The organism is Pseudomonas hefeiensis, assembly GCF_030687835.1.
In the GTDB taxonomy this organism is placed as follows: Bacteria; Pseudomonadota; Gammaproteobacteria; order Pseudomonadales; family Pseudomonadaceae; genus Aquipseudomonas; species Aquipseudomonas hefeiensis.
In genome coordinates this window covers 1,690,594-1,710,833 of record NZ_CP117449.1, presented here as the reverse complement: position 1 = coordinate 1,710,833, position 20,240 = coordinate 1,690,594, and the positions used below count along the sequence as shown (strand labels likewise).

The 20,240-nt window shown below is 60.5% G+C and carries 23 protein-coding genes; 15 read left to right on the top strand and 8 right to left on the bottom strand.

Annotation, left to right across the window (positions count from 1 at the left end; genetic code table 11):
* Positions 1 to 4: 4 nt before the first annotated feature.
* Genes mtnC through aroC form a run of 5 tightly spaced genes read right to left on the bottom strand, consistent with a single transcriptional unit; the run spans position 5 to position 4,145 of the window.
* Complete coding sequence (gene mtnC, locus PSH57_RS07480) at positions 5 to 688, bottom strand: acireductone synthase (protein WP_305388756.1); 684 nt, start codon at positions 686 to 688, stop codon at positions 5 to 7.
* Positions 689 to 692: 4 nt separating this feature from the next.
* The gene (locus PSH57_RS07475) at positions 693 to 1,238 is read right to left on the bottom strand and encodes a 1,2-dihydroxy-3-keto-5-methylthiopentene dioxygenase (RefSeq protein ID WP_305388755.1); all 546 of its coding nucleotides are present in this window, start codon (positions 1,236 to 1,238) and stop codon (positions 693 to 695) included.
* Between the two features lie 18 nt (positions 1,239 to 1,256).
* Positions 1,257 to 1,877 (bottom strand): methylthioribulose 1-phosphate dehydratase, encoded by a 621-nt coding sequence (locus tag PSH57_RS07470; protein WP_305388754.1) that lies wholly within the window; start codon positions 1,875 to 1,877, stop codon positions 1,257 to 1,259.
* Entirely contained in the window at positions 1,874 to 3,019 is a 1,146-nt protein-coding gene (locus PSH57_RS07465) for an MFS transporter (RefSeq protein WP_305388753.1), read from the bottom strand. The genes PSH57_RS07470 and PSH57_RS07465 overlap by 4 nt, the downstream gene beginning before the upstream one ends.
* A 34-nt stretch (positions 3,020 to 3,053) precedes the next feature.
* Complete coding sequence (gene aroC / locus PSH57_RS07460) at positions 3,054 to 4,145, bottom strand: chorismate synthase (protein ID WP_305388752.1); 1,092 nt, start codon at positions 4,143 to 4,145, stop codon at positions 3,054 to 3,056.
* Between the two features lie 143 nt (positions 4,146 to 4,288).
* On the opposite strand from aroC, the gene PSH57_RS07455 reads away from it, so the two are divergent.
* Positions 4,289 to 5,254, top strand: coding sequence for an alpha/beta hydrolase (locus tag PSH57_RS07455; protein WP_305390322.1), 966 nt, complete (start codon positions 4,289 to 4,291; stop codon positions 5,252 to 5,254).
* Positions 5,255 to 5,353: 99 nt separating this feature from the next.
* Positions 5,354 to 6,142 carry a hypothetical protein gene (locus PSH57_RS07450; RefSeq protein WP_305388750.1) on the top strand — a complete coding sequence of 263 codons (789 nt, stop codon included), beginning with the start codon at positions 5,354 to 5,356 and terminating at the stop codon, positions 6,140 to 6,142.
* Between the two features lie 195 nt (positions 6,143 to 6,337).
* Here PSH57_RS07450 and prmB read toward each other — a convergent pair whose 3' ends face one another.
* Complete coding sequence (gene prmB, locus PSH57_RS07445; protein WP_047229625.1) at positions 6,338 to 7,246, bottom strand: 50S ribosomal protein L3 N(5)-glutamine methyltransferase; 909 nt, start codon at positions 7,244 to 7,246, stop codon at positions 6,338 to 6,340.
* A 267-nt stretch (positions 7,247 to 7,513) separates the two neighbouring features.
* On the opposite strand from prmB, the gene PSH57_RS07440 reads away from it, so the two are divergent.
* The 5 genes from PSH57_RS07440 (at position 7,514) to PSH57_RS07420 (ending at position 10,285) form a co-directional block, all read left to right on the top strand.
* Positions 7,514 to 8,104 carry a cysteine hydrolase family protein gene (locus tag PSH57_RS07440; protein WP_305388749.1) on the top strand — a complete coding sequence of 197 codons (591 nt, stop codon included), beginning with the start codon at positions 7,514 to 7,516 and terminating at the stop codon, positions 8,102 to 8,104.
* A gap of 130 nt (positions 8,105 to 8,234) precedes the next feature.
* Positions 8,235 to 8,555, top strand: a complete 321-nt coding sequence (locus PSH57_RS07435) for a hypothetical protein (RefSeq protein ID WP_305388748.1) — start codon at positions 8,235 to 8,237, stop codon at positions 8,553 to 8,555.
* 74 nt (positions 8,556 to 8,629) lie between these two features.
* On the top strand, positions 8,630 to 9,187 hold the full coding sequence (locus tag PSH57_RS07430; protein ID WP_045156639.1) for a Smr/MutS family protein: 558 nt from the start codon (positions 8,630 to 8,632) through the stop codon (positions 9,185 to 9,187).
* 77 nt (positions 9,188 to 9,264) lie between these two features.
* A complete protein-coding gene (gene folE / locus PSH57_RS07425; protein ID WP_003204506.1) occupies positions 9,265 to 9,810 on the top strand; it encodes a GTP cyclohydrolase I FolE in 546 nt (181 codons plus the stop codon).
* A gap of 103 nt (positions 9,811 to 9,913) precedes the next feature.
* Positions 9,914 to 10,285, top strand: a complete 372-nt coding sequence (locus tag PSH57_RS07420; RefSeq protein ID WP_256231612.1) for a glutathione S-transferase N-terminal domain-containing protein — start codon at positions 9,914 to 9,916, stop codon at positions 10,283 to 10,285.
* A 143-nt stretch (positions 10,286 to 10,428) separates the two neighbouring features.
* On the opposite strand, the gene PSH57_RS07415 is transcribed toward PSH57_RS07420, so the two are convergent.
* Positions 10,429 to 11,595 carry an aminotransferase-like domain-containing protein gene (locus tag PSH57_RS07415; protein ID WP_305388746.1) on the bottom strand — a complete coding sequence of 389 codons (1,167 nt, stop codon included), beginning with the start codon at positions 11,593 to 11,595 and terminating at the stop codon, positions 10,429 to 10,431.
* A gap of 83 nt (positions 11,596 to 11,678) precedes the next feature.
* On the opposite strand from PSH57_RS07415, the gene PSH57_RS07410 reads away from it, so the two are divergent.
* The 3 genes from PSH57_RS07410 to PSH57_RS07400 all read left to right on the top strand — a co-directional run bounded on the left by PSH57_RS07410 (position 11,679) and on the right by PSH57_RS07400 (position 14,513).
* Complete coding sequence (locus PSH57_RS07410; RefSeq protein WP_305388745.1) at positions 11,679 to 12,119, top strand: MarR family winged helix-turn-helix transcriptional regulator; 441 nt, start codon at positions 11,679 to 11,681, stop codon at positions 12,117 to 12,119.
* Positions 12,120 to 12,474: 355 nt separating this feature from the next.
* A complete protein-coding gene (locus tag PSH57_RS07405; protein WP_076383799.1) occupies positions 12,475 to 13,824 on the top strand; it encodes an NCS2 family permease in 1,350 nt (449 codons plus the stop codon).
* Positions 13,825 to 13,886: 62 nt separating this feature from the next.
* A complete protein-coding gene (locus PSH57_RS07400) occupies positions 13,887 to 14,513 on the top strand; it encodes a LysE family translocator (RefSeq protein WP_305388744.1) in 627 nt (208 codons plus the stop codon).
* 195 nt (positions 14,514 to 14,708) lie between these two features.
* On the opposite strand, the gene uraH is transcribed toward PSH57_RS07400, so the two are convergent.
* The gene (gene uraH, locus PSH57_RS07395; protein WP_256231618.1) at positions 14,709 to 15,062 is read right to left on the bottom strand and encodes a hydroxyisourate hydrolase; all 354 of its coding nucleotides are present in this window, start codon (positions 15,060 to 15,062) and stop codon (positions 14,709 to 14,711) included.
* A gap of 413 nt (positions 15,063 to 15,475) precedes the next feature.
* On the opposite strand from uraH, the gene puuE reads away from it, so the two are divergent.
* From puuE to PSH57_RS07370, 5 genes are all read left to right on the top strand, one after another.
* Positions 15,476 to 16,417, top strand: a complete 942-nt coding sequence (puuE, locus tag PSH57_RS07390) for an allantoinase PuuE (RefSeq protein WP_305388743.1) — start codon at positions 15,476 to 15,478, stop codon at positions 16,415 to 16,417.
* Positions 16,414 to 16,929: a 2-oxo-4-hydroxy-4-carboxy-5-ureidoimidazoline decarboxylase gene (gene uraD / locus PSH57_RS07385; RefSeq protein ID WP_305388741.1), complete on the top strand. Its 516-nt coding sequence runs from the start codon at positions 16,414 to 16,416 to the stop codon at positions 16,927 to 16,929. Before puuE ends, uraD begins: the two co-directional genes overlap by 4 nt.
* A gap of 67 nt (positions 16,930 to 16,996) precedes the next feature.
* Complete coding sequence (gene alc / locus PSH57_RS07380; protein WP_305388740.1) at positions 16,997 to 17,992, top strand: allantoicase; 996 nt, start codon at positions 16,997 to 16,999, stop codon at positions 17,990 to 17,992.
* 110 nt (positions 17,993 to 18,102) lie between these two features.
* Entirely contained in the window at positions 18,103 to 18,615 is a 513-nt protein-coding gene (locus PSH57_RS07375) for an ureidoglycolate lyase (protein WP_305388739.1), read from the top strand.
* A 182-nt stretch (positions 18,616 to 18,797) separates the two neighbouring features.
* On the top strand, positions 18,798 to 20,099 hold the full coding sequence (locus PSH57_RS07370; protein ID WP_305388738.1) for a urate hydroxylase PuuD: 1,302 nt from the start codon (positions 18,798 to 18,800) through the stop codon (positions 20,097 to 20,099).
* Positions 20,100 to 20,240 lie beyond the last annotated feature (141 nt).

The following is a 20,240-nucleotide window of genomic DNA, read 5'->3' as shown; positions in this document are numbered from 1 at the left end:
TTTATCAAAAACGCGCAGGATCAATCCGGGCAAAACTGTCCACCGTGACATGCCCTGGCAGCTCACCGCCCTCGCGCGCCAATCCGCATGTGGCCATGCCGGCATCACGGGCCGCGTCCAGCTCCTGGACGATATCCGACAGAAACAGAATCTCCTCCGGGGCTACGCCCACCGCCGCGCTGATGCGCTGGTAGGACTGCACTTCCCGCTTGGGCCCCGACGTGGTGTCAAAATAACCACTGAACAACGGTGACAGATCGCCAGCCTCGGAACAGCCGAAAATCAGCTTCTGTGCCTGGATCGAGCCCGAGGAATAAACGAACAGCCGTAAACCTTCCTGATGCCAGCGCTGTAGCGCCTGCACCGCATCCGGGTAAACGTGCCCTTTCAACTGCCCGGCCTGATACCCCTGCTCCCAGACCATGCCCTGCAACGCCTTGAGCGGCGTGGCCTTGCGGTCTTCGGCGATCCACTCCAGCAGGATCGCGATGACGCGCTCGATGTCAGCCCCCGGCTCACCATTGTCCTGACGCACCGCTGCCAATTGCTCGGCCACGTCGGCGCGGCCGGCATGCTGGCGAACGAAATCCGGAAGATGCCTGGCGGCATATGGAAACAACACATCGAACACGAAACTCACCGCGCTGGTGGTGCCTTCGATGTCAGTGAGAATGGCTTTGATCGGCACAGTGTCAGTCCTCCAGGCGCGGAAAACGGCTGGCGATGTCCTCGCCAGTGAACTTCGCCACCCAACCTTCCGGGTTATTGAACAGGCGAATGGCAACGAAATGCGGATGCTCGCCCATGTCGAACCAGTGCGGCGTACCCGCGGGCACCGAGATCAGGTCGTTCTTTTCACACAGTACCGCGTAGACGTAGTCGTCGATGTGCAGGGTAAACAGGCCACGACCGGCGACGAAAAATCGTACTTCGTCCTCACCATGGCGATGTTCATCGAGGAATTTGGCCCGCAGTTCGGCTTTTTGCGGGTGATCGCTGTTGAGGCTGATGACGTCGACCGTGACGTAGCCATGCTCGGTCATCAATTGGTCGATCTGGGTCTTGTAGGCGGCAATCACTTCGTCTTGGCCGGCGCCGGGCTGGATTTTCGTCGCCGCTTCCCAGCGGTCGAAGCGAACACCTTTATCAGCCAGGGTCGCGGCGATGTCTTCGAAGTGGGTCAGCACCTTGTTCGGAATGTCGGGGCTTGAGACGTGATAGACGGACAGGCTGCTCATGGTTAGGGCTCCAGCAAATTAACGGTTCAGGAGTGCGCGGGTCTTGAGCTCACACTCAAACAGAAACTCGAACGCTTCGATCTGGCGCAGGGCATCGTTCATGCTCGGTCCCCAGGTATACAACCCATGACCGCGAATCAGGTAGCCGACGCAATCGGGGTGAGCCTCGAGCCACGGCTGCACCTGGCCGGCCAGGCGTGCGATGTCCTGGTCGTTGTCGAAAATCGGCACGCGGACACAGGATTGGTGGGTCGACACACCGCTGAAGGCTTTTTGCAATTCGTAGTCTTCGAAGTCGATGAAGGCTTGCTTTGTCAGGCGCGACAACACCGTGGCATTCACCGAATGGGTGTGCAACACGGCGCCGATCTCCGGGCGCCAGCGATACAGCTGGGTGTGCAGCAGGGTTTCGGCGGAGGGTGTCTTGCCGCGCTCCAGGCTGTTGCCATCCAGGTCGGTGGCGAGCACATCATCCAGGCCCAGTTGCCCCTTGTGCTTGCCGGACACGGTGAGCAAGGCCTGGTCAGGGGCAAGCCGGGTCGAATAGTTGCTACTGGTGGCCGGGGACCAGCCGCGGCCATACAAAAAACGCCCGGCGTCGATGATTTCCCGGGCGAGCTGTTCACGGGTAAGGCTCATGGCCTGTCCTCTTGCATACGTGTGGCAATGATAACGGCTGCAGCGAAGGCTGCGAGGCTGGCGATGCTGAAAGTCCAGCTGGCACCCAGGGCGTTCCAGCTGTAGCCGGAATACAACGCGCCCAACGCCCCGCCCATGCCGGCCAGGGCGGCGTACAACGCCTGGCCCTGGCCTTGCTGGCGTGGGCCGAAGCTACGTTGCACGAAATGGATGGCAGCTGCGTGAAAACTGCCGAAGGTCGCCGCGTGCAACACCTGGGCAAACAACAGGACCCAGAGAAATTCGGCCAGTGAGCCCAGTAGCAGCCAACGCAACGCCGCCAGCAGGAAACTCACCAGCAGCACCCGGCGCACGGAAAACCGTGCCAGGATCCGGCTCATCAGCAGGAAAATCAAGACTTCCGCCACCACGCCAATGGCCCAGAGCATACCGATCAGACCGCGACTGTAGCCCAGGCCTTCCAGGTGCAGCGTCAGAAAGGTGTAATACGGCCCGTGACTGACCTGCATCAGCCCTACGCACCCATAAAACGCCAGTACGCCAGGGTTGCGCAGTTGCCGCAGAAAACCTTCCCCCGCCACTCGCGGCCCCTGGGTCGGTTGGGCATTGGGGACCCAGAAGCTGGCGAGCACGATACCGCCCATGATCAGCACCAGTGCCACTGGGTAGATGTCCAGGCTCAGCCATTCAAACAGCCGGCCGAGCACGACCACGGTGATGATAAAGCCGATGGAACCCCACAGGCGGATCTGGCTGTAGCGCGACGTTTGCCCGCTCAAGTGGGCCAGAGTAATGACTTCGAACTGCGGCAACACCGCGTGCCAGAAGAACGCGTGCAGCGCCATGACCAGCGCCAGCCAGGCGTAGCTCTGGTCGATGAAGATCAGCGAAAACGTGAGCAACGTGCAGATCGCGCCAAAACGCACGATCGCCAGGCGCCGGCCGGTGTAATCCCCCAACCAGCCCCAGATGTTCGGTGCCACGCAGCGCATCAGCATGGGAATCGCCACCAGCTCGCCAATGCGCGCCGCGTTGAACCCCAGATGATCGAAATACAACGCCAAAAACGGCGCCGTCGAACCGAGCAGCGCGAAATAGAACAGATAGAAACTGGAGAGCCGCCAGTACGGCAGAGCCGCCATGGTCGTCAGGCCACGGCGGTCGGCAGGTCAGCCATCAAAGCTGGCCCAGCACCGGGGTGTTAACCCGCACATCGGCGTTCTGGCCGCGATGACGCAGCAGGTGGTCCATCAGCACGATCGCCATCATCGCCTCGGCGATTGGCGTGGCGCGGATGCCGACGCACGGGTCATGACGGCCCTTGGTGATGACGTCCACCGGGTTGCCATGGATGTCGATGGAACGCCCCGGCGTGGTGATGCTGGAGGTGGGCTTCAATGCCAGGTGCGCCACGATCGGCTGGCCCGAGGAGATGCCACCGAGGATGCCGCCAGCATTGTTACTCAGGAAACCTTGCGGGGTCAGCTCGTCGCGGTGCTCGGTGCCGCGCTGGGCGACACAAGCGAAACCGGCGCCGATTTCCACGCCCTTCACCGCGTTGATGCTCATCAGCGCGTGGGCCAGTTCGGCGTCGAGACGGTCGAAAATCGGCTCGCCCAGGCCCGGCATCACACCTTCGGCCACCACGGTGATCTTCGCGCCGACCGAATCCTGGTCGCGACGCAATTGGTCCATGTAGGCCTCAAGGACCGGCACCTTGTCCGGGTCGGGGCAGAAGAAGGCATTCTGTTCCACCGACTCCCAGGTCTTGAACGGGATTTCGATGGGACCCAACTGGCTCATGTAGCCACGGATCACAATGCCCTGGCTGGCCAGGTACTTCTTGGCAATCGCACCGGCCGCCACGCGCATCGCGGTTTCCCGGGCCGAACTGCGGCCGCCGCCACGGTAGTCGCGCTCGCCGTATTTATGGTGGTAGGTGTAGTCGGCGTGGGCCGGGCGGAACAGATCCTTGATGGCCGAGTAGTCCTTGGACTTCTGGTCGGTGTTGCGAATCAGCAGGCCAATGGCGCAGCCGGTGGTGCGTCCTTCGAACACGCCGGAGAGGATTTCGACTTCATCGGCTTCCTGGCGCTGGGTGGTGTGGCGGCTGGTGCCCGGCTTGCGCCGGTCCAGGTCACGCTGCAGATCGTCCAGGGAAATCTCCAGGCCCGGCGGACAGCCGTCGACAATGGCGACCAACGCCGGGCCATGGCTTTCGCCCGCGGTGGTAACGGTGAACAGCTTGCCGTAGGTATTGCCGGACATGCAGGGTGCTCCGTGAAAAACGCTGAGAGACTCAACCTTGGATTCGTAGTGGGCGCCAGTATACGCAGGCTCCCCGACGAGTTCATCCTCGAACCTTATCGGTGCCTGTCAGTCCAACCGGCACCTTCGTAACTAATGGCGTGATGATGTTAAAGCTGCTTGCCTTGAGCCTTGCCCTGTTTACCGGCCTGCTTTCCAGCGTGGCCCAGGCCACCGTCCTGCAACGACCGATCAGCCTCGACACCGGCAACGGCGAGCTTTTCGGCTCGCTGCTGTTACCCAAATCCGACGCACCGGTGCCGGTTGTCCTGATCATTTCCGGGTCGGGTCCTACCGACCGCGACGGAAACAACCCCGACGGCGGGCGCAACGATAGCCTCAAGCGCCTGGCCTGGGTGCTGGCCAAACACAACATCGCCAGCGTGCGCTATGACAAACGCGGGGTGGCCGCCAGCCTTGCCGCGACCCCGGACGAACGCAACCTGAGCGTCGAAGCCTACGTGGCCGACGCCGTGGCCTGGAGCCGCAAACTGGCCGCCGATCCGCGAATGGGTCCATTGATCCTGTTGGGTCATAGCGAAGGCGCACTGATCGCCAGCCTCGCCGCCCTCCAGGCCAATGCAGCCGCGGTCATCTCGCTGTCCGGCAGTGCCCGGCCGATCGACCAGGTGCTGCGTCAACAACTGAGTAGCCGCCTGCCTCCCCCCCTGATGGTGCGTGCCAATGAGCTGCTGGACAGCCTCAAGGCTGGTCGACTTGACGAGAACGTGCCGCCGCAACTGCTGGTCATCTTTCGCCCCAGCGTGCAGCCCTACCTGATCTCGCTGTTTCGCCAGGCGCCGGCCCAGGCGTTCGCGGCGTTGAAGATGCCGGCGTTGATTATCCAGGGCAGCCATGACATTCAAGTCAGCGTCGATGACGCCAGGCAGTTGCAAGCCGCCAAACCCGACGCCGAGCTGGCGCTGATCAAGGGCATGAACCATGTCATGCGCATCGTCCCCAACGACATGAAACGGCAATTGGCGTCCTACAAAGATCCAAACCTGCCCCTGGCGGCCGAACTGGGCACGCACATTCTGAGTTTTATTAGCTCGTTACCCGCTCGATAAGCGGTTTTCCCCCTCCAGTCCTGGCAAAAACGGCCGATAGACCGGTGTCGGACAGCGCTGTGGCTGCCGACGAGCCGGCCTGGACAGGATTTTGCCGTTATGACTGACACTCAGACTTCACCCGACACCCCCGCCGAAACGCCCGCCGCTCCAGTGGCGGAGCTGCCTTGGGCGGATGTTCAGACCGAGCACCATAAAATGCTCCGGCTGGCACCGCTCAAGACCGACCGTGCCACCGGTGCGCGGCCGCTGCGGTTTGTCGAATTCAGCTATGCCGAGCGCCACAGCAAGGAGCGCAGTTTGCTGCGCATGAGCATCCAGTTGCCGGGCCAGCGGGTGCGCAAGGAACAGAATCATCTGGACGTCTGGGCCGATCACGTCGAAAAACGCCTGTATTTTTCCCCGGACAGCTTGCAGGTCGAGCCGCTGAACCGTGGCATCGGCCGCTTCCTCGCCGCCCAGGGCATTACCTGGGCCAAGAAGCGCTGGTCGAGCTACCGGGTCGATGGCAGCGATCTGAATAACAAGGACGCGCTGAACGAAGACACCCGCCTGCGCCGCGACCACTTCTTGAAAGCCCATGGTTTCGAAGTGGTCTACGCCGACGCCCAGCACCTCAAAGGCAGCGTCAAGCCAGCGCAGGTGGGTAATCTGCTGGGAGACTGGAACACCGAAAAACTGCAGTTCGTGGAAATTCTCGAAGCCGCGCAGATGCTCCAGCAAGCCGAGCAGAACCTGGCGGAGCAGGAAGTCAAACTCAAGCAGCAGGAAGAAAAGGTCGCCAAGTTCAAACGCGAAGACAACGGCCTGCGTTTCACCATTACCTGCCTGGTGGCATTTGCCATGTTCCAGGCCGGGTTGTTGATCTGGATTGCGACGCGTAGTTGATGACTGCCGCAGGGTGTTTGACCAAACTTTAACCTGTGGCAAGGGGATTTATCCCCGCTGGGCTGCGTAGCAGCCCTGAATCCCGCCATTGCAATGTGTCAGGCAAATCGCATTCAGCTCTTTGGGGGGCTGCTACGCAGCCCAGCGGGGATAAATCCCCTCGCCACAAGGACGGTTCCGTCAGATCAATTGTCCTCAAACCCGCGAAGCAAACAACGCCTGATGCTGACGGCACTGTTCGGCACTGAGCATGAACACACCATGCCCGCCCCGTTCGAAGTCCAGCCAGGCAAAATCGACTTCCGGGTACAACGCCTCGACGTGAACCTGGCTGTTGCCCACCTCGACAATCAACAAACCTTTCTCGGTCAGATGGTCGGCGGCCTCGGCCAGCATCCGGCGCACCAGGTTCAAGCCGTCATCGCCACAGGCCAGGCCCAGTTCCGGCTCGTGCTGGTACTCCTGCGGCATGTCGGCGAAATCTTCGGCATCGACGTAGGGCGGGTTCGACACGATCAGGTCGAAACGCTGGCCCGGCAACCCCTCGAAACCATCCCCCTGGACAGTGAACACGCGCTCGTCGACGCCGTGACGCTCGATGTTCTGGTTGGCCACTTCCAGCGCTTCGAACGACAGGTCAGCCAGCACCACCTCCGCCTCCGGGAACTCAAAAGCGCACGCGATGCCGATGCAGCCGGAACCGGTGCAGAGGTCGAGAATCCGTGCCGGCTCCTGACCCAGCCAGGGCGCAAAACGGTTTTCGATCAGTTCACCAATGGGCGAGCGTGGAATGAGCACGCGCTCGTCGACGATGAAAGACATCCCGCAGAACCAGGCTTCCCCCAGCAGGTAGGCCGCCGGGATACGTTCGGCGATGCGGCGGCGCAGCAGGCGCTGCACATGGACCAGCTCTTCGTCTTCGAGACGGCAGTCCAGGTAGCTATCGGCAATTTCCCACGGCAGATGCAACGCGCCCAACACCAGCTGACGGGCCTCATCCCACGCATTGTCGGTGCCATGGCCGAAAAACAGATCCTCTCCATGGAAACGGCTGACGGCCCAACGTATATGGTCGCGCAGGGTACGGAGACGGGAAGTGATCACGGCGGCAAACTCCAGAAAAAACGACTGGCGAGTCTACCAGCCAAACACTAACCCACCAAAACACCCCACCAAAACACGCCTCAAACACGCACGAAAAAGGCCGGGACAGATGTAGGATTTATCCGTTTTTTGCGCTGACTATTGAACAAGACGGACATCTTGACAAGGCTGTAGGCCAGCAACGACGGCCCTTGCGATGGAAGCGATTCACAGAACCGCTCAGCCAGAGGAGAATGTCGCAAAAGCCCCACTCGAAGGAGCCCCAGAATGTCCGTTCCAAAAACGATGTTTCAACTCAGCGGTCGCGGTTACGCGGCGGCCAATCTGAGTCAAGCGACGCTGATCATCATCGATGCCCAGAAAGAATACCTCGCCGGCCCCCTGGCGTTGAGTGGCATGGATGCAGCGGTCGCGAACATCAGGCAATTGCTCGGCGCGGCCCGTGCCGCCGGCCGGCCGATCGTGCATGTGCGTCACCTGGGCACCCATGGCGGGCTGTTCGATCCACAGGGCGAACGCGGGGAGTTCATTACCGGCCTGGAACCCCAGGGCGACGAAACCGTGGTGGAAAAACTGCTGCCCAGCGCGTTTCATGGCACCGAGTTGAAAAAACGCCTGGAGGACCTCGGCCCCCTGGACCTGATCGTTTGCGGTTTCATGAGCCATTCCAGCGTCAGCACCACCGTGCGCGCCGCCAAGAACCTGGGCTTTCGTTGCACCCTGGTCGAAGACGCCTGCGCCACTCGCGATCTGCCACACAAGGGCGGTGTCCTGAGCGCCGAACACGTGCACCAGACCGAAATGGCGATCATGGCGGACAACTTCGCCACCCTGGCCCTGACCCGCGATTTCATCTGACTCCCCTCGATAAGCGGCCCGTTGTGCCGCTTATCCGCAAAAGCCTCTCATTTGCCGCAATTGCCGTAGTGTCAGGAACAACCCGAACATCTTCCGGTCGAAGGGCCGATACCCATTGAGGAAGGTCGGAATGAAGTTATCCGATGGTTTTGACGCACGTCGCTTGCGGCCCAAAGGCCCGAGCAACTGGCGCTTGCGTTTCGGTGCCGCACTCGCGGCGCTCCTGGCAACGCTCGGTGTACTGCTGGCCATGGCCGGCGCTGCCAGCCTGCTTGGCCGCCCGCCCGCCCTGGGCGAGTTGAACGCAACCCCGCTCGGCTCAACGATCATTCTGGTGATCGGCTTGCTGGTACTGCTTTTCGGCGTCTGGCTGTGGCGTCTTTGCCGCCGTCGGGCTCGCCAATCCCTGGAGCTGGCCATGGCTCCTCACTTGATGAAAAAGCACGACTGACCCGCCGCCCGACGTTTTGTCGCGCCTGTTCCCGCAGGAGTTGGGTAAACTGGCCGGCCTTCGCGGAGGCTGACATGCAAGACGACGACTTTTCCCTGTTCAAAAGTGCGATCCAGGGCGTAAAACCGATCAAACACGACCGTGCCGAGACCGGCAAACCCAAGGCAGATCGCGCGCAAATCGCCAAGCTGCGCCAGGCCGCCACGGTGCGCACCGATGCCACCACCGTGGATGGCTTGTCCGACCAGTTCGTGATCGACGTAGGCCCTGAAGACGAGCTGATGTGGGCTCGCGACGGCGTCCAGGAAAGCCAGATGCGCAAGCTGAAGGTTGGCCAGATTCCCTTCGAAGGCAGTCTCGACCTGCACGGCATGACCGTGGAGAAGGCCCGGGAAACCCTCTGGGCCTTCCTGGCCGAAGCTACCCGATTCGAGATCCGTTGCGTGCGCGTCACCCACGGCAAGGCCGTGCGACTGGATGGCAAGCGGCCGATGATCAAGAGCCACGTCAATACCTGGCTGCGCCAGCACCCGCAAGTGTTGGGCTTCACCTCCTGCCAGGCGAAACACGGGGGCGCCGGAGCGGTGTATGTGATGCTCAAGCGCACCATGATGGAAGGCCGCGACGAGTAGCGCCCGATTGCCGAGCTTGCAGCGCCGTGTCCGCCACCGTACCCTTGCCCTTTGCGTAAAATCCCACAGGTAGTTTCATGTCTCTGGAACAGAATTACACCGCGATTCTCGGCCAACTGGGCGAGGACGTTTCCCGCGAGGGCCTGCTCGACACGCCCAAGCGCGCTGCCAAGGCCATGCAGTACCTCTGCCGCGGTTATGAACAGACCCTCGAAGAAGTCACCAACGGTGCCTTGTTCAGCTCCGACAACAGCGAAATGGTGCTGGTCAAGGACATCGAGTTGTACTCGCTGTGCGAGCACCATTTGCTGCCCTTCATCGGCAAGGCCCATGTGGCCTACATTCCGAGTGGCAAGGTGCTGGGGCTTTCGAAAGTCGCACGCATCGTCGACATGTACGCACGTCGCCTGCAGATCCAGGAAAACCTCAGCCGCCAGATCGCCGACGCGGTCCAGCAGGTGACCGGCGCCCTGGGCGTGGCGGTGGTGATCGAAGCCAAGCACATGTGCATGATGATGCGCGGTGTGGAAAAACAGAATTCGTCGATGATCACCTCAGTGATGCTCGGTGAGTTCCGCGAAAACGCCGCGACCCGCAGCGAATTCCTCAGTCTGATCAAGTAACCCCTGCATGAAGAAAACCGGCATTGATCGCCGGTTTTTTTTCGCCTGTGAAAAATCAGGTAAGCTGCGCGCCCTCTTCTTCCCTGTCGCGAGGCTTAATACCGTGATCGTCAAAGCGCTACGAGTTGGCTTGGGCCAGCTGATTATTTTCATCGACTTCATCACCCGCCCCGGCAAGAAGCAACGTCCGGCCGAAGCCCAGGCGCAAGTCAATCAGGCCGCCCGCAGCCTGACGCTCTATCAGTTCCACGCCTGCCCGTTCTGCGTGAAGACCCGCCGCACCCTGCACCGCCTCAACGTACCAGTGGCCTTGCGGGATGCCAAAAACAACGAGCAGGATCGCCAGGCACTGCTGGAGCAAGGCGGCAAGATCAAAGTGCCGTGCCTGCGCATCGAAGAGAATGGCGAGACCACCTGGATGTATGAGTCCAAGGTGATCATTGATTATCTGGATAAGCGGTTTGCTGCAGTCTGATAGTTTTATGGTGTATTTGCGGGCCCTATCGCGAGCAGGCTCGCTCCCACAATGGAACTGTGGGTAACTGGGTTTTGTGATCGACTCTGAACCCTGTGGGAGCGAGCCTGCTCGCGATGGGGCCAGTCCAGTCACCACATAAGTCAGGCTGCTTTTTCCGCCAACGCCTCCCGCACCACCCCCGCCAACCGCCTAAGCCCCTCATCCAACCGCGCCGGGTCAATGTGGCTGAAATTCAACCGCAGATGCCCCGGATGCTTGTCCGGCTCGGGAAAGAATGGTTCTCCCGGCATGAACGCCACATCGGCAGCCAGGGCCGCGTCGAGCAAGGTGCGGGTGTCCAGCGGTTGCTTGAGGGTCAGCCAGAAAAACAGCCCGCCCTGGGGCACGTTCCAGTGCGCGATGTCGGAAAAATGTGTTAGCAGCGCCGTCTGGAACCGATCACGACGATCCCGGTAAAAATCCCTCAACTCGCTCAAATGGCTTTGGTACTGCTCGGTGCCGATCCATTGCAGTGCCTGCCACTGACCGATGCGGTTGGTGTGCAGGTCCGCCGACTGCTTGAGCCGCAGCAGGTGTGGGAACAGATCCGGGCTGGCGATCAGGTAGCCCACCCGCAGCCCCGGCAACAGGGTTTTCGACACAGTGCCGGTGTAGATCCAGCTGGTTTTCTTCAAGCGACTGACAATCGGCGTGGCGCTGCCGCCGTCGAAGGTCAGCTCGCGGTAGGGCTCATCCTCAATCAGGGTCACGCCAAATTCATCCAGCAGCGCCGCCACCGCATCTCGCTTGGCCTCGCTGTAGCGCACCGCCGAGGGGTTCTGGAAGGTGGGAATCAGGTAGATGAACGCGGGCCGATACTGTTCCAGCCGGACTCGCAACTGTTTCAGATCCGGACCATCGGCCTCCAAGGGCACCGTGATGCAGTCGGCGCCAAACAGCTGGAAAATCTGCAACGCGGCCAGGTAGGTCGGCGCTTCCAGCATGACTTGGGTGCCGACATCGATGTGCAGCTTGGCCGCCAGGTCGAGGGTTTGCTGGGAGCCGCTGACCACCAGTACCTGACTGGCCTCACACGCCAGGCCCAGTGACCGCGCCTGCGCCGCCAGGGCTTCGCGCAACGCCGGTTCACCTTCGCTCATGCCGTATTGGCCCATGGACAACGGCATGGCCACCCATTCGACTTTCGGCAGCATGGCTTCGGCCGGCAGGCCACCGGCGAACGACATCACTTCAGGACGCTGCGCGGCGGCGAGGATTTCTCGAATCAAAGAACTTTTGAGGCGCGAGACACGCTCGGAAAAAGCCATGGAGGGTCACCTGTAGCGGGTCACTGGAAAAATGAGTCAAACTGATTGACCGAAATTACTCCGACCTCTCTGGATACGTCAATATGCTTGACCTTAAAAACCCGGCCTCCCAACAAATGGCCATGGAAGCGTTCTTCTTCGGTTACCAGGCGTTTACCGCCAAGGCCGATGAAATGCTTGAGCGTCGTGGGTTGAGCCGGGTGCATCAGCGCATCGTTTTTTTTATCGCCCGCTATCCATCCCTGAGCGTGAAGGAATTGCTGACGCTGCTCGGCGTGAGCAAGCAGGCGTTGAACATGCCGTTGCGGCAGTTGATGGAAATGCATTTGGTGAACAGCGTCGCATCCCAGACTGACAAACGTAAGCGACTGCTGGAACTGACGGCCGACGGCGAGCGCTTCGAACAGGCGTTGCGTCGTGAGCAGGTGAAATTGCTCGAGCGAGTGTTTGCCGAGGCGGGGGAGACGGCGGTGAACGGGTGGCTGGCGGTGAACCTGGGGCTGGGGCGGGTGGCTGTTGACTGAGTTTTGCTCTGTAAGGCGTGTATCGCCTGATCTATTGCTATCGCCGGCAAGCCTTGCTCCCACATAGCACCTCGGGGAACACCAATTTGTAAACCACAAGCCCCCTTCTGTGGGAGCAAAGCTTGCTCGCGATGGCATTCTCACAGTCGATATATCCCTATCCCCCAGACTTTTCGTCGACAACATCGAAAACATTATTTGCTTTATTTGTATACAAAAGCATAATTCGCTTCGTGCGAGTTCTTGACCATCAGGTCAAAAACCTCGCCAGCCTTACCTGCCTCAAAGCAACGCAGCCACCCTCAGGGGGCGTGCGTGCTGGAAATAACAATAAAACTCTTGAGGAGTACTCGCTGTGGAAAGCCGCAAACCCGAAGCCCGGACGCTGGACCTCTCGCCGCCACTACGCACTGGCTGGCTGGAGCGCATCTTCAAACTCAGCTTGCATGGCACCACGGTGAAGACCGAGCTGATTGCCGGTCTGACGACCTTCATCACCATGGCCTACATCATCTTCGTCAACCCCAACATCATGGCCGACGCCGGCATCGATCACGGCGCCGCATTCGTCGCGACCTGCATCGCCGCCGCCCTGGGTTGTCTGCTGATGGGCCTGTACGCCAACTGGCCGGTGGGCCTGGCACCGGGCATGGGCCTGAACGCATTCTTCACCTACACCGTGGTCGGCACCATGGGCTACAACTGGGAAACCGCATTGGGCGCGGTGTTTGTTTCCGGTGTGCTGTTCATGTTCCTGACCCTGTCGCGGGTGCGTGAATGGCTGCTCAACAGTATTCCGGTGAGCCTGCGCTATGCCATGGGCGCGGGAGTCGGGTTGTTCCTCGGACTGATCGGCCTGAAGACCGCCGGTATCGTCGTGGACAGCCCCGCTACCCTGATCAAGCTCGGCTCCCTGCACGAACCCGGCCCGCTGCTGGCCGCCGTATGTTTCCTGATGATCGCCGTGCTCAGCTATCACCGTGTGTTCGGCGCGATCCTGATCAGCATTATCGCCGTGACCCTGGCCGGCTGGGGCCTGGGACTGGTGCAATACAACGGGGTCATGTCGACGCCTCCGAGCCTGGCGCCCACCTGGATGGCGATGGATGTGGTCGGCGTATTCAACGTCAGCATGATCAGCGTAGTGCTGGCCTTCCTGTTCGTGCACATGTTCGACACCGCCGGCACCCTGATGGGCGTTGCCCAGCGTGCCGGGCTGGTCAAACCTGATGGCAAGATCGAGAACCTGTCCAAGGCCCTGAAAGCCGACAGCGCCTCCAGCGTGTTCGGCGCCATGGTCGGCGTACCGCCGGTGACCAGCTACGTGGAAAGCGCCGCCGGTGTCGCGGCGGGTGGCCGTACAGGACTTACCGCCGTGACGGTCGGTGTGCTATTTATTGCCGCGATGTTCTTCGCACCACTGGCCGGGATGATCCCCGCCTACGCCACCGCCGGTGCCTTGATCTATGTCGCCATGCTGATGATGGGGGGCATGGCCCACATCGAATGGGACGAAGCGACCGATAGCATTCCGGCCATCGTCACGGCCATCATGATGCCCCTGACCTTTTCGGTCGCCGACGGGATTGCGCTGGGCTTCATCACCTATGTGGTGCTTAAGGCCGGCACGGGGAAACACAAGGAAATTTCTGTCAGTCTGTGGGTGCTCTGCGCGATCTTCATCGCCAAGTTCATCTTCTTGTAGACACGGAATATTCATCAGCCTCACCCCGTCGGGTGAGGCGTTCTTGCATCAGGAGCAAAGCAATGAATCTGGAAACCTGGCTGTTGTTCAGCGGCGCCGCCCTGGTGGTGATCCTCATCCCCGGCCCACTGTCGTTGCTGATGATCGGCAACAGCCTGAACTATGGCCTGCGCCGTTCGTATCCGGCGTTCCTGGGTGGCGTGATCGCCTCGATTTGCCTGTTGAGCGCATCGGCGCTGGGGCTCGGTGCACTGCTGCTGGCGTCGGAGCAACTGTTCAGTGCCTTGAAGATTGTCGGCGCGTTGTATCTGTTTTACCTGGCCTGGCAGAGCTGGCAGCAATCGCGCCAGCCATCCCAGGGGGCCGAAGTGCCCCAGGCCGCTGCCATCCCGCGCTTTCGCGCCCTGTTCGGCCGGGCATTCGTGCTGGGCGCAAGCAACCCCAAGGACATTCTGTTCTTCGCCGCGTTCCTGCCGCAGTTTTTGAGCGCCGAACAACCGTTCCTGCCGCAACTGCTGATCATGATCGCCACTTGGACCGTGCTCGACCTGCTGTGCAAGCTGGCCTATGGCCTCGGTGCCCATGGCGCGGCACGGTATCTGCGCACGGGCAAGGGCCAGAGCTGGTTCAATCGGGCCAGTGCCGGGTTGTTCAGTGGCGCCGGAGCGGCTTCCCTGTTGAGCCGCTAAAAGGCAAAAGCTTCGCGAGCAAGCCCGCTCCCACAAGTTTTTGTGAACGGCAAAAATCCAGTGTAGGAGCGAGCCTGCTCGCGATAAGGCCCTGCCCAACACCACGGACGAAAAAAAGCCCGCAGTGTGAGCGGGCGAAAAACCAAAGAAGCTACATGCGCAGTCGCTTCCAGGACAAGACAGTTGCTTGGGGGATCAACTGCCTCTATAGGTTGAGTAAGCGTAGGGAGAAATCAGCAAGGGCACGTGGTAATGCTCCTGCTCGGCCGAAATACCAAAGCGCAGCACCACCACATCCAGGAACGCCGGCTCGGACAGTTGGACGCCACGGGCGCGGTAGTAATCGCCTGCATGGAATTGAATCTGGTAGACGCCGCTACGGTAGTCATCCCCTTGCAACAACGGTGCATCGCAACGGCCGTCGCTGTTGGTCAGCGCGCTGGCGACCAATTGCAGTTGCGCACCTTCGACGCGGTACAACTCGACCTTGATCGAGCTGCCCGGGCAACCGTGTGCGGCATCCAAAACGTGAGTAGTCAAACGTCCCATTGATTGTGCGCGCCTCGCTGCAAAGCAGTCCGGCCCGACGCCTCCTGAATCAGTTGAAAGACAAGCCGCACCGTTTCGGAGCACGTAACGCTGCAGCGATGAGCGAATTAAGACACTTTAAAAGAAAATTGTACACAATAAAAAACAGAAATTTATCCCCTACCGCATTCGACACGGGTTCGAACCCGATCAGCAATAAAACCAGCAGACACATAGGATTGCCATGCCTTAGCTGACCAAATGGGCAGGTTTCTTGCAGTGTAGACGAGCAAGGGGCGGCCGTGAAAAATGCAAAAATTCAGGCTTACAAAGCACACATAAAGTTGTATACAATTAATCCATCGCTGTGACGCCATCCTGTGACTCATCACCCGGGCGCCACCTACATGGCTCGAACAAGAAGGAAAACTGCAGTGAGCGCTGACTACCCACGCGACCTGATCGGTTACGGCAGTAACCCTCCCCACCCTCAGTGGCCGGGCAACGCCCGCATTGCCCTGTCCTTCGTGCTCAACTACGAGGAAGGCGGCGAGCGCAACGTCCTGCATGGCGACAAGGAGTCCGAAGCGTTTCTCTCGGAAATGGTTTCGGCCCAACCGCTGCCGGGCGAGCGCAACATGAGCATGGAATCGCTCTACGAGTATGGCAGCCGCGCCGGTGTCTGGCGGATCCTCAAGCTGTTCAAGGAATTCGATATTCCGCTGACGATCTTCGCCGTGGCCATGGCTGCCCAGCGCCACCCGGAGGTGATCCGTGCCATGGCCGCCGCCGGTCACGAAATCTGCAGCCACGGCTATCGCTGGATCGACTATCAATACATGGATGAAGCCCAGGAACGCGAGCACATGCTCGAAGCGATCCGCATCCTGACCGAAATCACCGGCGAACGCCCATTGGGCTGGTACACCGGCCGCACGGGGCCCAACACCCGCCGGCTGGTCATGGAAGAAGGCGGTTTTCTCTATGACAGCGACACCTACGACGACGACCTGCCCTACTGGGAACCGAACACCCCCACCGGCAAGCCGCACCTGGTGATTCCGTACACCCTGGACACCAACGACATGCGCTTCACCCAGGTCCAGGGTTTCAACAAGGGCGACGATTTTTTCCAATACCTCAAGGATGCCTTCGACGTGCTGTATGCCGAAGGCAGCGAGGCGCCGAAGATGCTTTCCATCGGCCTGCACTGCCGCCTGATCGGCCGCCCTGCCCGCCTTGCGGCCCTCAAGCGTTTTCTTGAATACGCCAAGGGTCATGAGCAGGTCTGGTTCAGCCGGCGCGTCGACATCGCCCGCCACTGGCAGCAGACTCACCCGCATCCGGGCGCTTTGAAATCGAGGGTTTCGAAATGACCGCATTCCAGACGCTCAAGCCTTCGACCTTGAGCCGCGAAGCGTTCGTCAAAGCCTTCGCCGATATCTATGAACATTCGCCATGGGTCGCCGAAAAGGCTTTCGACCTGGGCCAGGACCCGTCGATCGACCAGATCGAAACCCTGCACCAGCGCATGAGCGACATCCTGTTGAGTGCCGATCACGCCAGCCAATTGGCCCTGATCAACGCTCACCCGGACCTGGCCGGCAAAGCCGCTGTCCAGGGCCAACTGACCGAAGCCAGCACGAACGAACAGGCCGGCGCCGGTATTCACCAATGCTCGAGCGATGAGTTTCAACGCTTCACCGAGCTGAACGACGCCTACAAGGCCAAGTTCAAGTTTCCCTTCATCATGGCGGTAAAAGGCAGCAACCGGCATCAGATCCTCGCGGCGTTCGAAACGCGCATCCACCACTCGGCAGACACCGAGTTCAAATGCGCGCTGGCAGAGATCAACAAGATCGCGTTGTTCCGATTACTGACTCTCTAGCAAGCAGCCCTGAGACCCAGGCCCCTGCAAGCATCCCCAGCCAACTTATTAAAGGCAGACAAGAAGAATGAAAGCTTACGCCGTACCCTTCGAGAAATTCGTCAACCTGGCCGACGCCCGCCTGGGCACCAAGATCATTTCGGTCACCGATGACTGGTTCGCCGACGCCAACCGTCTATTCCAGCCGACTCCAGCCGTATGGAAGGAGGGCGTGTTCGATGACAACGGCAAGTGGATGGACGGCTGGGAGTCGCGCCGCAAGCGCTTCGAAGGCTACGACAGCGCGGTGATCCGCCTGGGCGTGCCGGGTTCGATCAAAGGCCTGGACATCGACACTTCATTCTTCACCGGCAACTACCCGCCGTCGGCGTCCCTGGAAGCCTGCTTCCTGACCTCGGGCGAGCCAGACGAACATACCCAATGGACTGAAGTGCTGTCGGCCGTCGAACTGAAAGGCGACAGTCACCACTACCATGAAATCAGCAATGACCAGGCGTTCAGCCACCTGCGTTTCAACATCTACCCTGATGGTGGCGTGGCCCGGCTGCGGGTCTATGGCATTCCGTACCGCGACTGGTCAGTCGTGGGCGACAATGAACAGATCGACCTGGCCGCGGCCCTCAATGGCGGTCGCGCCCTGGCTTGTTCCGACGAACACTTCGGTCGCATGAGCAACATCCTCAACCCCGGTCGCGGGGTGAACATGGGCGATGGCTGGGAAACCGCCCGTCGTCGTACCCCCGGCAATGACTGGGTGATCGTCGCCCTGGGCCATGCCGGTGAAGTCGAGAAAGTCATCGTCGACACCCTGCACTTCAAGGGCAACTACCCGGACAGCTGCTCGATCCAGGGCGCGTTCGTCAAGGGCGGTACCGACAGCCAGATCGAAACCCAGTCGCTGTTCTGGCGCGAATTACTGCCCAGCCAGAAGCTGGAAATGCACGCCGAACACACCTTCGCCGAGCAGATCAAGGCGTTGGGACCGATTACCCACATCCGCCTGAACGTGTTCCCGGATGGTGGTGTAAGTCGCCTGCGGGTGCTTGGCAAGGTCGCGAAGTAACTTCCTGTGGGAGCACGGCTTGCCGGCGATGGCGTCGGCACTGGCGCCATCGCCAGCAAGCTGTGCTCCCACAGAACGAACAACACAAAATTTTGGATAAGAAGACCAGCATGCGCACACTCAAGATCGAACCGTTGACCAAAGAAGCCTTCGCCCCATTCGGTGACGTGATCGAAACCGACGGCAGCGATCACTTCATGATCAACAACGGTTCGACCATGCGCTTCCATCGCCTGGCGACGGTTGAAACCGCCGAGCCGGACGACAAGGCGATCATCAGCATCTTCCGCGCCGATGCGCTGGACATGCCGTTGACCGTACGCATGCTGGAGCGCCATCCGCTGGGCAGCCAGGCTTTCATCGGGCTGCTCGGCAACCCCTTTCTGATCGTGGTCGCGCCACTTGGCGATGTACCTGTATCAGGCTTGGTCCGCGCCTTCGTCACCAACGGCAGGCAGGGCATTAATTACCATCGCGGCGTCTGGCACCACCCGGTGCTGACGATCGAAAAGCGGGATGACTTCCTGGTGGTTGATCGCAGTGGCACAGGCAATAACTGCGATGAGCATTTCTTCAAAGAGGATGAGTTGTTGATCCTCGCCCCCCACCAGCGGACGGAGTGAAAACTACTGCGCTCGGCAATACTGCGTTGAAAACTGACTCGAAATGCTCATTGACTAAAGTCAACTCCGCTTTCTCGCCAGTTTTCGCCTTGTCTTGCCTTCGCTCGCTACGTTTTCACACTGTCCCCAAGAGAAGCGTCCGATCACGCGAAAACAAGCGTGACGGGCAAGAGGTAAAGACTGTGGAAGCACATATGCTGGAATGGCTGAACCTGAGCGTACGCTGGGTTCATATGATCACTGGCGTGGCCTGGATCGGCGCGTCGTTCTACTTTGTCTGGCTGGAAAACAACCTCAATCGCGTCAACCCCAAAAGCGGTCTGGCCGGTGATTTGTGGGCCATCCACGGTGGCGGCATCTACCACCTGGAAAAATACAAACTCGCGCCGCCGTCCATGCCGGACAATCTGCACTGGTTCAAATGGGAAGCCTACTTCACCTGGATGTCGGGCGTCGCCCTGCTATGCCTGGTGTTCTATTGGAACCCGACCCTGTACCTGCTGGCACCGGGCAGCAGCCTGAGCGGGCCCGAAGGCGTCGCCCTGGGCATCGGCTCGTTGTTCGTTGGCTGGTTCGTGTATTCGTTTCTCTGCGACTCGGCCCTGGGCAAACGCCCTGCCCTGCTCGGCCTGATCCTGTTCGTGCTGTTGATCGCTGCAGCCTACGGGTTCAGCAAGGTATTCAGCGGTCGCGGTGCCTACCTGCATGTCGGCGCGGTCATCGGGACGATCATGGTCGGCAACGTGTTCCGCATCATCATGCCGGCTCAACGCGCGCTGGTGGCGGCCATTGCCGAGAACCGCACGCCTGATCCGGCGCTGCCGGCCAAGGGCCTGTTGCGCTCGCGCCACAACAACTACTTCACCCTGCCGGTGCTGTTCATCATGATCAGCAACCATTTCCCGAGCACCTATGGCAGCCAGTACAACTGGTTGATCCTGGCCGGGATCGCCGTGGCAGCGGTGTTGGTGCGTCACTATTTCAATACCCGCCACGACAGCAACAAGTATGCCTGGACGCTGCCGGTCGGCGCCCTGGCGATGATCTGCCTGGCTTATGTCACAGGTCCCAAGCCCATGGCCACAGCGCCGGAAGTGGCCAAGGCCCCTGGTGTGATCGAGTACCAACCGTTGCCGGAAACGGCAGTGGGCGGCGGAGCAAAACCGGCGACAGCAGCGGCAGCACCATCATCGACGCCGGCCCAGGCCGCCAATGCCCAAGGCCCCTCGTTCGAGAAGGTCCACAGCGTGATTCAGGAGCGCTGCTCGGTCTGCCATTCGGCCAAACCCACCAGCCCGTTGTTCAGCGCAGCGCCGGGAGGGGTGATGTTCGATACCCCGCAGCAGATCCAGCAACAAGCCGCGCGCATCCAGGCCCAAGCCGTGGCCACGCAGATCATGCCTCTGGGCAACATCACCCAGATGACCCAACAGGAGCGCGACCTGATCGGCGCGTGGATCACCCAGGGGGCGCAGACCAACTGAGTACCGCCGACGTCAAACCTGGCACCACCCGCCATACGTAATACCGCTGACAGGCAGACCGGCACACGACCGGTCGCCCGTCAGCGACTGCCTGCGCCTCAACAATAAAAACAAGAGGAAAGCATCAGATGAACCAGCCCC